Consider the following 12,167-nt stretch of genomic DNA (forward strand, 5'->3'; position numbering starts at 1 on the left):
CTGGCCTAGTTGATCGCAACAACTTTGGCTGATTTGCGCTTGGGTGCATCCGCGTTGGCATCAATGAAATCCAGCACCAAGGGGCGGATATTGTTGCGCCAGCTGCGGCCCGCAAAGATGCCATAGTGCCCGGCACCCGGTTCAAGATGGGCGGCTTTCTTGTCATCAGGCAGTCCCGTCAACAGATCGAGTGCGGCCAAACACTGGCCGGGCGCTGAAATGTCGTCTTCCTCGCCTTCAACGATTTTCACCGCGACGGTTGTGATCTTGCCCATGTCTACCTCATGGCCCGCCACCATGAATGCGTTCTGTGCAATCTCGCGACCCTTGAATATCCGCTCGACTGTCGACAGGTAAAACTCTGCCGTCATATCCATCACGGCAAGGTATTCATCGTAAAAGTCGTTGTGGCGGTCATGCTCAGACGCCTCGCCCTTGGCGACCCGGATGATTTCATCACGGAATGCATTGGTGTGGGTTTCGGCGTTCATTGAGATGAAAGAAGCCAGTTGCAGCAGGCCGGGGTAAACCATCCGGCCCACGCGTAAGCATATTTGAAACCGACGCGCTGGATCATTGTCTCTTCCAACTGACCCATGGTGACAGAACGGCCAAAGTCAGTGACTTCAGTGTGGTTTGCTTCTGGATCAACAGGACCGCCGATCAATGTCAGTGAGCGGGGCTGCGCATCAGGATCAAGTTCAGCGAGATAGGCGGTGGCGGCCAGTGCCAGCGGCACAGGTTGGCACACGGCGATGACGTGAATATCGGGCCCAAGTGCCCGCATGAAATCCATCAGATAGAGGGTGTAGTCCTCAATATCGAATTTACCGGCGCTGACGGGGATGTCGCGGGCGTTGTGCCAATCGGTGACATAGACATCAGCATCCGGCAAAAGGCTGACCACGGTCTTACGCAGCAGTGTGGCATAGTGTCCCGACATAGGAGCCACGAGCATGACACGACGCTTACTTGGTTTGCGGCCAGGCATCGTGAAATGGATCAGATCACCAAACGGTTTCTCGACCACCGTTTCGATCACGACGGGGTAATCTCTGCCCTTTTCCCCAGTGATTGGCGGGATATTCCAGTCCGGCTTCATGATCATGCGCGAGAAGGTACGCTCGGTTACCTCGCCCCATGCCTTGAGCCAATCTATCGCCGGGTTGGCACCCCACGACATTGCCGGATAGGAGGCAAAGGCATGCGCGGTCGCACCCAACCACTGATTGGTGTTGCGCATGCTTTCCATCAGGTCGTAGGTCATCATATACTTCATTTACTCGATCTCCGATGGCAGGGGCGCACTGAATGCTGCACCTGCAGCATAGGCATAGGAACGTTAAAATGACAACAAACGATTTAGATGTGCAAGAAACAGTTGGCGAAAATATGGCGAAACTGGAGGCTAACCTTGCCCGGGTCGAGGAGCTAACCCAACGTTTGTTGCGGGTCATGGGGCATGGGCGACATGTGGCCCCCTCATTGCAGGGGCCCAGCCAGGAGCTCTACGTCAAAGCGGCGACCGCTTATATGACTGAAATGATGCATAATCCCGCCAAGTTGATTGAGCATCAACTGGAATTCTGGGGTAAATCGGTTAAGCACTACGTCGAGGCACAGCACCTGCTGGCCCAAGGCAAGCTAGAGACGCCAACCGACGATACTCCCAAAGACCGCCGCTTTAGCCATGAGTTGTGGGACACAAACCCCTACTTTAATTTCATCAAGCAGCAATACCTGATGAATGCTTCTGCGGTGCAGCAAGCGGTCGAAGATATCGACACGCTCGATTCTGACGAAAAGAAGCGGCTGCGCTATTTCAGTCAGCAAATGGTCGACATGATCAGCCCCACCAACTTTCTGCCCACAAACCCCGAGGCGCTGGCGCTTGCGGCTGAAACCGAAGGCGAAAGCCTTGTCGCAGGTCTTGAAAACATGATTGCCGATCTGGAAGCCAACGATGGTGATCTGGTCGTCACGCTGGCCGACAAGAACGCCTTTACGCTGGGCGAAAATCTGGCAACGACACCCGGTTCTGTCGTCTTCCGTAATCATATGTTCGAGTTGATCCAATATGCGCCGAGCACTGAAAAGGCGCACGAGATGCCATTGATCATCTTCCCGCCCTGGATCAACAAGTTCTACATTCTCGACCTGAAACCCCAAAACAGCCTGATCAAATGGGCCGTTGCGCAGGGCTACACCGTCTTTGTGGTATCATGGGTGAACCCCGATGCAGGCTATCGCGACACCTCAATGACGGATTATGTCGAAGATGGCTATCTGACGGCATTCAAAGAGGTCAAAGATATCTGCGGGGTGAAAATAGTGAATGCCGTGGGCTATTGCATCGCTGGCACCACACTGGCGCTGACATTGGCGCTGATGAAAAAGCGCAAGGATACATCCGTCAACAGCGCGACATTTTTTACCACGCTCACCGATTTCTCGGACCGCGGCGAGGTGGGGGTCTTTCTGGACGATGACTTTGTCGATGGGATTGAGGCCGAGGTGGATGAAAACGGGGTATTGGACTCCTTCTATATGTCACGGACCTTCTCTTACCTGCGCTCCAACGATCTGATCTATGGCCCGGCTATCAAAAGCTACATGATGGGTAAGGCACCGCCCGCGTTTGATCTGCTTTATTGGAACGGAGACGGCACCAACTTGCCAGCCTGCATGTCGGTCGAATACTTACGGGGTCTGTGCCAGAACGATGAATTCGCCACCACTGGTTATAAAATTGCGGGCGAGACCGTGCACCTCAAGGATGTTGGCGTCCCATTGTGTGCCATTGCCTGCGAAACAGATCACATTGCCGCCTGGAAAAGCAGCTACGCAGGCATTCAGAAAATGGGGTCCAAAGACAAGACATTCATTCTATCGGAAAGTGGCCATATCGCGGGCATCATCAACCCGCCATCCAAGAACAAATATGGCCACTATACCAACCCCGAACTTGGGCTGACGGCGAATGATTGGCTCGACGCGGCCGACAAGCACGAAGGGTCTTGGTGGGCGCGGTGGGATGCCTGGTTGTCCAAAAAGTCGGGCAAAAAAGTCACAGCGCGCACGCCGGGGGATGACAATCACCCTGTGTTAGCGCCTGCTCCGGGTACATACGTGGTGAATAAGTAGCCGAAATTTCAGGGTAATTTGCGTACGCAGAAAATTTATGCTGCAACGCAGAAAAAAAACTTGAAATGCTGCGGTGCAGCACTCATATTGGTGTCACGAGATAACAGCGGCTCCTCCCTCCGCACCGACACTGATAAACCGAAAGGCTGATACCATGGCTGCTAAAGCACAAGACTTCACCGCGATCTTCAAAGACATGACAGGCGCATTCCCAGTAGACACAAAAGCAATGGAAGAGCAGTTCAAGAACCAGACTGCGCTGGCTGAGAAAATGTCCGCTGTTGCACTCGACGCAGCTGGCAAATCTGCTGAGCTGTCCGCAAAGTGGACACAAGACACCATCGCAAAGATGGAAAGCATGTCCAAAGCAAAGGCAGAGCCTGCTGACTATGCAAAAGCAATGACAGACTTCGCTTCTGCCTCTGCTGAGTCCGCTGCCGAGCACATGTCTGCTTTCGCTGAAATCGCGAAGAAAGTTCAGACACAGACAATGGAATTGGTTCTGGCCGCTGGCAAGGACATGTCCGAGGACATGACTGCTGCTGCGAAGAAAGCACAGACTGAGATCACAGCTGCTGCCAAGAAAGCAACTGCTGCTGCAAAGTAAGTGGCTTTGAAAATCACCCTCTCCTCCCTGAGGGTTTGATTTGACAAGGGCGGTCCGCATAAGCGGGCCGCCTTTTTTGTTTTATGCAAAGTGCGGAACGCCACCCGACTTCGCCCTTTGCGTTATCGACTGACCCGACAAACGTGTCAGAAGAGAAACAGACCAATACACTTCAAACAGCGAATGTCTCAAGAGAGCCCAAACATCGCGCTCTGGTATGATGCAGCGAATGACGGCTGTCGTGTTGAACGCATTCATCATACCCGCCAGCAAAAATCACTCAGTATCCTCCGGGATAAATGCATCCTTCAGGATCGCTTGAAATCTGGGGCATTCAAGGTGCGAAGGCGCCGAACAAGCCGCGATATGATCCAGCAGGTCCGCTGTTACCTTCAATTCTTCTGCTTGGCTCCGTAGTTTGCCTGCTTGATTTTGTAATTCTTGACGGCTGAGTTCCAATCTTCCGCCTTGGGGGCGAAACAAAACCCCAATCTCATTGAGGGAAAAGCCCGCCCGGCGACCAAGAGCGATCAACGCAAGCCGTGTCAGCACACTGTCATCGTATTCCCGGCGCAGCCCGTGCCGACCATCTGACGCTATCAATCCGCGCTTTTCATAATAGCGCAAAGTCGATGGGTTCAAACCGCTGCGTTGAGCGACCTCTGCGATGTCAAGACGGTACATGTTGACTTAAACCTCACTTCAAGTTGCAAAAATAATGCGAGATTCTTTGAAGTAAGGAAAGCACATGAGTTGCGTAGAGTTGCTAGTTTTTGGAGCAGCTGCCGGTCTAGGAGCGACCATTTTTGCAGATTTAATTGCCATTCTGCGTCAAGGTTGGGCTATGACACACGGCTTTTATTGTTTGGTTGGCCGTTGGATTGGGACGCTTCCGCACAATGGACTTATCCATGAAGACATCCGTGCATCCGCACCCATCACTGGTGAAGCGGCACTAGGGTGGGGTGCCCATATCATACTGGGTGTCATCTACGGGATCAGCTTCGCCGTTCTGTTCGGGTCCTTGGCCCTCGATTCACCGAAGCTCTGGCAAGGGCTGGTCTTTGGGTTTGTTACCGTCCTGGTGCCCTGGCTCATTTTTCAACCGCTGTTCGGCTGGGGATTTGGTATGTCAAAGGCACCTCAGCCTTGGAAGATGCGCAAGAAAGGCTTGATAAATCACACCGTTTTCGGTTTAGGAATTTGGTTGAGCCTAGTGAGCTTGAACGCGTTTTTCTAATGTGTGCAGCGCGGGAAACAGCGATATCGCACGTAACTCGAAACGACTAACGGTCTTTGACACGCTCCACCACAGCAGACCTTATTTTGTTTCCAACAAACGGCAGCTGCCGTCCGCGCAGCCGACATTTGGATTTCGACCAGGCCGTTGATGCCTTAGCAATCTTGTCAGATGGCCGCTCTGAGCCCAACTTGCAGAAATGCTGCAATGCAGACAATGTCGGCAATAAAGAAATTGATTGAAGTGGTGCGCCTATGGCGACAAAGAAGATGGCACGGACTATCTCCAACATTGAAAGATATGCAGCGCTCTTTGGAGCGGCGATTATCGGCTTTGGCTTTGTTCCCGTTCCCTTGACCGACGCATCGCTTCCAAAGGCGACTTGTTTGGAGTGGTTCATTGCTATTTTGCCTCTCATGCCATTCGCCATCTTAGCGCTCTCAATTGTTAGTCGCCGGAGAATACCGGTAGTTATAGCGGTAGCCCTTGCCTTGGTACTCTTTTGCGCCGGAGCGTTTGCTACATTCGTTTTGATAGCTTTGTCGGGCGGCGGAACAGAGATGGTCATATTGCATGGAATGACTCTGGCATTAGCGTGCACCACGTCTATTCTGCTCGCCTCAGCCCTTAAGCAAAGAACTAGGTCGGTTGCATTTGGCGTTTACGTTTTTCCTACTTTGGTTGGGGTTTGGTCGCTAGCTATGGTTCCCTTCGCTTACTCAAGCGCCGTCGAAGCGTCCGCGAACCGTGCATACTGCATTGGAGAACACAGCCCGATTGAGAGAGAACTAAGCTCCATTTTTGGGCTTCGCGGCTTATCTTTCTATACGACCAGATCAGGTTACAAAATCGGGGACACTTGGTATTTCCACGGACTGCTTCTTGTGGAAGACGATAGCGGTCTGAACGTGTATAACTGGTCGCCAAGAGGTATGCGCTTTAAAGTTGTGGAGAGGCCTGGATCATTGATTGCGGACCCATTTGCTGCTTGCCAGCCTAGGATTGGGTTTCTTGAGGAACTCAATTTGATATAGGCTGATCGTAAGCGTAAGCAGCCGTTGAGGCCAAACTGACCAACGGCAGCTCCGTCCCGCACTTTGTCGATCGGCAGCGATATTTTGTACGTCCGGTCCGGGCCAGAAGTGCTTGATGACTGTGTCAGTATGGCGTGACACGACGCTTCGGTCAGATTCAGAAACGAGGCCGCATCAAGTTAAAGTCGTGTGACGTTCTGCACAAAGGCTTTCTTTTTTAGCAGACGCGGCGTAGGCTTTGCTGCACCGCAATATCCTGGGGAGGGACGCCCGTGGCCAAAACCGACAAACCGCTGCTGATCAAGCGCTATGCGAGCCGTCGTCTCTATAACACCGAGACAAGCGACTACGTGACATTGGAAGACATCGCCGTCTTTATTCGCGAGGGCCGCGAAGTCCAGATCGTCGATTTGAAATCCGGCGATGACCTGACCCGGCAATACCTGTTGCAAATTATCGCAGAACACGAAAGCCGCGGTGAAAGCGTGTTGCCTGTTGATGTACTGACCGATCTGGTGCGCAGCTATACAAGCCAGGCCGCTTCCGTCGTGCCGCAGTTCTTGCAAGCCAGTTTTGATATGCTGCGTGAAGGCCAGTCCAAGGCGATGGAGAATATGGGCAAGGCCAACCCCATGGCCAACATGCCGGGTTTCGAGGCGATGCGCGCCCAACAAGAAGCCTTCTTCAAGGCGATGACTGGTGGCATGATGCCCGGCGGTGCGGCTTCTGGTTCAGAAGATGACAAGGAAGACGGTGATCTGGGCGAGATCAAAGACCAACTCGCTGCGCTTCAGGAAAAACTGTCGAAGATGGGCAAGTAGGCCCACTTGCATGTTCAAACGCCGCACGGTCTTGGCGGGCGGAGGAGCGTTCGGTCTCATGGCGCTTGGGGGTAAGACACGCGCGGAAACCGCCGATGGTTTCTTCGTACCTGCCGAAGAAGGGCGTCATCAGGCGACCTTCATGCAATGGCCCGTCAGTCGTAGGGTGTACAGCGACAGCGTTTTTCTTGGGATGGTGCAGCATACCATAGCGGATGTCGCCAATGCGATTGCGGCGTTTGAACCCTTGATCATGCTTGCCGATCAGGCGGACCATAGCCGTGCACGCCGGTTCTTATCTGATGCGGTGACACTGTGGGATATCCCGACCGAGGATCTGTGGTGTCGTGATGCGGGGCCGATCTTTGTTGTGGACGGGGTAGGCGGGTTGGCCATCAGCCAGATTCAGTTCAATGGCTGGGGCGATAAGCAAATACACACCCGCGACGGCCAGATCGCCGCACGGGTGGCAGAGCGATTGAACCTGTCATTGCGGCCAAGCGGCCTGATGGGCGAGGCGGGCGGCGTTGAACAAGATGGTCACGGCCTGCTGCTGGCCCATGAAAGCAGTTGGGTAAATGACAACCGCAATCCGGGGCTGTCGCGCGATGAGATTGAAATGCGATTGTTGCGGGCTTACGGGGCCGACCGGATTGTCTGGTCTCCGGGTGTATGGGGTGAGGATATCACCGATTATCATATCGACAGTCTGGCGCGGTTCACAGGGCCCGGGCGGGTGCTGATCAACCTGCCCGATGATCCCGATATGCGCGACCCGTTTCATGTGGCCGCCTTGAATACGCATGATCGGCTGGTGGCCGCAGGTTTGGCGGTTGAGGTCATTCCCGAACCCGTTGAGCGTCGGATCGACGATATCGATTTTGTGGCGTCTTACGCGAATTACTATGTGTGCAATGGTGCTGTGATCGCGGCGCAGTTTGGCGATGATGAAACAGACCGGATTGCGGTGGAGGCACTGCGGCGACACTATCCAGATCGCGAAGTGATCACACTGCATGTTGATCCCTTGGGCGAGTTGGGTGGAGGCATCCATTGTGCGACCCAACAGATGCTTAAGCCGTTTAAGCGCCACGCCCGGATGGGCCTATGGCGACGCCGTTAGACCCCCAATCTATCCCGCAGCGAATACCATGTCATCGCCAGCCGCAGGATTGGGGCGCGGAATGCCGCGCCACCCGGAAAGCCGGGCACATTGAGGTCAGCGAACGTGTCAAAGCGTCCGGCCTGTCCTGCGACCGCTTCGGCCATGACCTTTCCGGCAAGACCAGAGAGCGCGACACCATGGCCAGAATACCCGCCTGCGGACAAGATATTGGGCGCCACCCGGATCACCGCAGGCATGCGTGGGATTGTGACACCCAAAGTGCCGCCCCATGCGTAGTCGATTTTCACGTCCTGAAGTTGCGGAAAGATTTTGGGAATACGCTTTTGCATCAAGGCGGCGATGCCCTCGGGAAAGCCGAGTGAATAGCTCGGACGCCCGCCAAAGAGCAGCCGCTTGTCCTCGGACAGGCGAAAGTAGTTAGCGACCCATTTGCTGTCATGCACGGCGATATCCTGACCAAACACCTCATCCGCACGCGCGCCCAACGGCTCTGTCGCACCGATAAAGCTGTTCAGTGGCATCACACGCGCTGCCACTTTGCGATCCAGATTGGGCAGATACCCATTCCCCGCAAGGATCACAAAACGTGCCGTCACTCGGCCCTTGTTCGTTGCAACAATCGCTGGGTTGCCCTTGTCGACGCGGTGTACTTCGGATCGCTCAAAAATCCGCGCACCAGCCTCTTCGGCCAGTCGCGCCAGCCCCAAAACATAGCGTAGCGGGTGAATGTGCCCTGCGCCCATATCAAGTAACCCACCGTGAAAATGCGGCGATTTCACCAGCGAGCCGATCTCATCGGGGCCATAAACGCGGGCCTGATCATATCCGTATTCGCGGGATAGCAGATCAACTTCGGCCTGATCCTCGGCGGTTTCCTGTGCCGTATAGGTGCTGTGCATGACGCCGGGGGTATAGCGGGCCTCGGTTATATGGCTTGCACAAAGGTCGCGCAGGTCCGCCTTCGCCTCTTCGGCAAGGTCCCAAAGCAATCTGGCCGGACCCGCCCCATACTTCTTGATCAGGGTTGTTTGCGGATAGTCATACTCGCTGCACACCTGACCGCCATTGCGCCCCGATGCGCCAAAGCCCGCGCGATGGGCATCCAACACAACGACATCCAGACCCTTCCGGGCCAAATGTCGCGCCGCTGACAACCCGGTATAGCCAGCCCCAACGATACAGACATCGACCGTCACGTCACCTTTTAGTGGCGGCCTTTCCGCCGGAATATCGGCAGATGCCACATACCAGCTGTCAGGAAACGCACCTGGGCGGTCGTTACGATAAAGCGGGTTCACGTCGGCGGCCTAGGCCACAACGCGTTCTTTAAAGAACCGCGCAATTTGTTCGGCAATGCGTGGGTTGTCGACGGGCTTTTCAAGGTCAGCAAGGGTCTGTTTCAGTTGCGGATCAGGCACCACACCCGGACCACGATGCCGGGCCAGACCACCAATAAAATCAGCACCAAACTCTGGGTGGGGCTGGGTGGTAAAGGCGCGTTTGCCGTAGACCAGCGCTGCATTGGCACAAAAATCGTTGCTTGCAACAACCTCTGCGTCATCAGGCAGAGCGACGACCTGATCCTGATGCCATGCATTCAGGGCAACTTCCGCGCCGTCCCAGTCATAGGTTTGGCGCCCAACGGCCCACCCTGCAGCGAACTTCTCGACTGTACCACCGAGTGCCTGCGCGATGATCTGATGGCCAAAGCAAATCCCGACAAGTGGAATGTCAGCGGCATAGACATCGCGGATAAAAGCCTCAAGCGGGGGAATGAAGGCGTGATCCTCGTAGGCGCCGTGTTTCGACCCGGTGATCAACCAGCCATCGCATTTAGTGATCTGATCAGGAAACTCCATGTCGACCACGTTATAGGTGACAAAGCTGAACCCGTGCCCGTCCAACAGCCGCTGAAACAGGGCATCATAGTCACCCGTTTCTTGCAAAAGCTGGTCAGGCGCATGGCCGGTTTGCAGGATGCCAATTCTCATCAGATTCTCGCTCTCTGGTTTGTCTCGTCTATAGACTTATACAAGGTCGAGATAATGGTCGATCTGTTCTTCCCGCGTCATTTCGGCAAAATGCGCCATCTCTTGTCGTTTGGTGCGGATCAGGTTGTCGACCAGTTGTGGGTCAAAGATACGCCGTGCCAGATGGCTGCGCTCGAACCTATCAATGGCGTCTTCCCATCTGCTGGGCACCTGCGGCAGGTCTTGATCATAGGCATTGCCGGAAATCGGCAAAGGTGGCGTCTTACGGTCTTCAATGCCAACCAAGGCAGACCCCAGAACAGCTGCAAGGAACAGATAGGGGTTAGCGTCCCCCCCGGCCAGCCGGTGCTCAATACGCCGTGCCGCAAAGCTGCCCCCAGGCACGCGGATCGTTGCGGTGCGGTTTTCATAGGCCCAGCAAATCCCTGTGGGGGCATGTTGACCGGGCACCAGCCGTTCATAGCTGTTGCCATGGGGGGCAAAGATCAGTGCCAGATCGGGAATGCAGGTCAGACATCCGGCGATAGCATTTTGCAATAGGGATGTGCCTTCAAACGTGTCGTTGGCAAAAGCGTTTTTGCCATCTTCATCCAAAATCGAAAAATGGGTGTGCAAGCCCGTGCCTGCGTGGTCGGTGTAGGGCTTCGCCATGAAGCTGGCCGCCATGCCGTGGCGGCGCGCCAGACCACGCACCAGCATCTTGAATAGCCAAGCATCATCCGCCGCTTTGAGTGCATCCGGGACATGCTCAAGGTTCACCTCAAACTGGCCTTCGCCGCCTTCGGATATCGCGGCTTCGGCCGGGATGTTCATCGCATCGCAGGCGTCATACAGGTCGTTAAAGAACGCATCAAATGCGTCCAAGGCGCGCAGTGACAGAATTTCACCTCCTGCGCGGCGCTTGCCCGAGCGAGGGGACTGTGGCGGGCGGATGCCGGTCCCACTATCGTCGACCAGGTAAAACTCCATCTCGGTCGCGACGACAGGTGTCAGCCCGCGTTCCTTGAAACGATCCAACACACGGGCCAACGCATGGCGCGGATCACCCGCGAAGGGCGCGCCGTCATCGGTGAACGACCACAGCGGCAAAAGCGCCGTTGGCGCGCTCAGCCACGGCATTGGCACATAGCCGCGTTCTGTTGGCAACATCAGCCCATCGGCGTCGCCGGTTTCAAATACCAACGGGCTGTCGTGGATATCCTCGCCCCGGATATCAAGGTTCAGGACAGAGAGCGGAAAACGCGCGCCGTCTTTTTCCAGTTTCTGCGCAAAACGGCGCGGCAAACGTTTGCCCCGCGCTTGCCCGTTCAGGTCGGCTGCGCCACAGCGCAGATTGCGTATGTCGGGGTGATCATCGAGCCAGCTCATCTGATAATCTGAGGCCTCACTTTAAGTGTCCTGCGGGCATCTTGCGGCAGGTGGCGGTTCAGGCGGCTGTTCACCAATCCAAAGACGCCAATAATGACCAGTGTCAGAAGGATGAAATAGCCTGCAAGGATGGGGTAGGGGACAAAGGGGTTGAATGTCTTGTCGGCAAAATAGTTCGCGTAGTAGAGCGCGTCGCCGCGTTGCTGTGTTGCCGGGAAACCGGAAAAGAACACCAATGTCGTTGCGTGAAACAGAAAGATCGCTTCGTTGGTGTAAGCTGGCCAGGCCAGCCGCAGCATTGTGGGCCAGACCACACGGCGGAACCGTGACCAGCCCGAAAGACCATAGGCATCGGCGGCTTCAGTATCGCCCTTGGGAATAGACTGGAGTGCGCCGTAGAAAATCTCACCCGAATAGGCGGCAGTGTTCAGGAACAGGACCACCAGCGCCCCTGCCCATGCAGAGGTTAGCGGGTTAAAGAAAGCGCTAACGTCTTTGAGGCTGAGAAAAACAAAGTAGGCAAAGAAGAACTGGATAAACAGCGGTGAGCCACGGAACACAAAGATAAACCACTCTGCCGGTTTGCGGACCCATGGGTTCCGCGCGGCCTTGCCCATTGCCACTGCCGTGGCAAGAAAGAAACCAGAGCAAAGCGCGACCACACCAAAGTAAATGTTCCAGATCATGCCGGACCCAATCAGCGTAAACTGCTGGCACAACGTAAAATCAGTACGTGGCAGCAGGCGCTCGCCAATGCCTTGGCTGCGTAGGGCGTAGTCGGCAATAGTGTCCCAGCAGCTCATGCACGGTGCTCCCACTGGGAGCGCCGCGTGCGC

At 55.2% G+C, this 12,167-nt stretch carries 11 protein-coding genes and 1 pseudogene; 5 read left to right on the forward strand and 7 right to left on the reverse strand.

What is annotated here, in order from left to right:
- Positions 1 to 5: 5 nt before the first annotated feature.
- Positions 6 to 1,279 (reverse strand): annotated as a pseudogene (phaZ, locus tag QTO30_RS00470) (polyhydroxyalkanoate depolymerase).
- 68 nt (positions 1,280 to 1,347) lie between these two features.
- Here phaZ and QTO30_RS00475 point away from each other — a divergent pair.
- A complete protein-coding gene (locus tag QTO30_RS00475; RefSeq protein ID WP_340421747.1) occupies positions 1,348 to 3,144 on the forward strand; it encodes a PHA/PHB synthase family protein in 1,797 nt (598 codons plus the stop codon).
- Between the two features lie 154 nt (positions 3,145 to 3,298).
- Positions 3,299 to 3,751 carry a phasin family protein gene (locus QTO30_RS00480; RefSeq protein ID WP_340421750.1) on the forward strand — a complete coding sequence of 151 codons (453 nt, stop codon included), beginning with the start codon at positions 3,299 to 3,301 and terminating at the stop codon, positions 3,749 to 3,751.
- Positions 3,752 to 4,027: 276 nt separating this feature from the next.
- Here the strand turns inward: QTO30_RS00480 and QTO30_RS00485 are convergent, their stop codons facing one another.
- A complete protein-coding gene (locus QTO30_RS00485) occupies positions 4,028 to 4,435 on the reverse strand; it encodes a helix-turn-helix domain-containing protein (protein ID WP_340421752.1) in 408 nt (135 codons plus the stop codon).
- Positions 4,436 to 4,499: 64 nt separating this feature from the next.
- Here QTO30_RS00485 and QTO30_RS00490 point away from each other — a divergent pair, with 64 nt between their 5' ends.
- Entirely contained in the window at positions 4,500 to 4,991 is a 492-nt protein-coding gene (locus tag QTO30_RS00490) for a DUF2938 family protein (RefSeq protein ID WP_340421753.1), read from the forward strand.
- Positions 4,992 to 5,037: 46 nt separating this feature from the next.
- Here the strand turns inward: QTO30_RS00490 and QTO30_RS00495 are convergent, their stop codons facing one another.
- Entirely contained in the window at positions 5,038 to 5,559 is a 522-nt protein-coding gene (locus QTO30_RS00495) for a hypothetical protein (protein WP_340421755.1), read from the reverse strand.
- Between the two features lie 738 nt (positions 5,560 to 6,297).
- On the opposite strand from QTO30_RS00495, the gene phaR reads away from it, so the two are divergent.
- Together phaR and QTO30_RS00505 are read left to right on the forward strand one after the other, a co-directional pair.
- A complete protein-coding gene (gene phaR / locus QTO30_RS00500; protein WP_340421756.1) occupies positions 6,298 to 6,846 on the forward strand; it encodes a polyhydroxyalkanoate synthesis repressor PhaR in 549 nt (182 codons plus the stop codon).
- A gap of 10 nt (positions 6,847 to 6,856) precedes the next feature.
- Positions 6,857 to 7,969, forward strand: a complete 1,113-nt coding sequence (locus tag QTO30_RS00505; RefSeq protein ID WP_340421758.1) for an agmatine deiminase family protein — start codon at positions 6,857 to 6,859, stop codon at positions 7,967 to 7,969.
- Here the strand turns inward: QTO30_RS00505 and QTO30_RS00510 are convergent.
- From QTO30_RS00510 to QTO30_RS00525, 4 genes are read right to left on the reverse strand one after another with little or no spacing between them, the layout of a single operon-like run.
- On the reverse strand, positions 7,966 to 9,270 hold the full coding sequence (locus QTO30_RS00510; RefSeq protein WP_340421760.1) for an NAD(P)/FAD-dependent oxidoreductase: 1,305 nt from the start codon (positions 9,268 to 9,270) through the stop codon (positions 7,966 to 7,968). The genes QTO30_RS00505 and QTO30_RS00510 overlap by 4 nt on opposite strands.
- Positions 9,271 to 9,279: 9 nt before the next feature.
- Complete coding sequence (locus QTO30_RS00515) at positions 9,280 to 9,963, reverse strand: type 1 glutamine amidotransferase (protein ID WP_340421762.1); 684 nt, start codon at positions 9,961 to 9,963, stop codon at positions 9,280 to 9,282.
- Positions 9,964 to 9,999: 36 nt separating this feature from the next.
- Complete coding sequence (locus tag QTO30_RS00520) at positions 10,000 to 11,331, reverse strand: glutamine synthetase family protein (RefSeq protein WP_340421764.1); 1,332 nt, start codon at positions 11,329 to 11,331, stop codon at positions 10,000 to 10,002.
- Positions 11,328 to 12,134: an ABC transporter permease gene (locus tag QTO30_RS00525; RefSeq protein ID WP_340421765.1), complete on the reverse strand. Its 807-nt coding sequence runs from the start codon at positions 12,132 to 12,134 to the stop codon at positions 11,328 to 11,330. Before QTO30_RS00525 ends, QTO30_RS00520 begins: the two co-directional genes overlap by 4 nt.
- Positions 12,135 to 12,167 lie beyond the last annotated feature (33 nt).

Origin of the sequence: Yoonia sp. GPGPB17 (genome assembly GCF_037892195.1) — a bacterium.
Taxonomy (GTDB): domain Bacteria; phylum Pseudomonadota; class Alphaproteobacteria; order Rhodobacterales; family Rhodobacteraceae; genus Yoonia.

Excerpts from the sequence above, each read along its gene's own strand:
- QTO30_RS00475 (WP_340421747.1), top strand. The coding sequence starts at position 1,348 with ATGACAACAAACGATTTAGATGTGCAAGAAACAGTTGGCGAAAATATG.
- QTO30_RS00480 (WP_340421750.1), top strand. The coding sequence starts at position 3,299 with ATGGCTGCTAAAGCACAAGACTTCACCGCGATCTTCAAAGACATGACA.
- QTO30_RS00485 (WP_340421752.1), bottom strand. The coding sequence starts at position 4,435 with ATGTACCGTCTTGACATCGCAGAGGTCGCTCAACGCAGCGGTTTGAAC.
- QTO30_RS00490 (WP_340421753.1), top strand. The coding sequence starts at position 4,500 with ATGAGTTGCGTAGAGTTGCTAGTTTTTGGAGCAGCTGCCGGTCTAGGA.
- QTO30_RS00495 (WP_340421755.1), bottom strand. The coding sequence starts at position 5,559 with ATGACCATCTCTGTTCCGCCGCCCGACAAAGCTATCAAAACGAATGTA.
- QTO30_RS00505 (WP_340421758.1), top strand. The coding sequence starts at position 6,857 with ATGTTCAAACGCCGCACGGTCTTGGCGGGCGGAGGAGCGTTCGGTCTC.
- QTO30_RS00515 (WP_340421762.1), bottom strand. The coding sequence starts at position 9,963 with ATGAGAATTGGCATCCTGCAAACCGGCCATGCGCCTGACCAGCTTTTG.
- QTO30_RS00520 (WP_340421764.1), bottom strand. The coding sequence starts at position 11,331 with ATGAGCTGGCTCGATGATCACCCCGACATACGCAATCTGCGCTGTGGC.
- QTO30_RS00525 (WP_340421765.1), bottom strand. The coding sequence starts at position 12,134 with ATGAGCTGCTGGGACACTATTGCCGACTACGCCCTACGCAGCCAAGGC.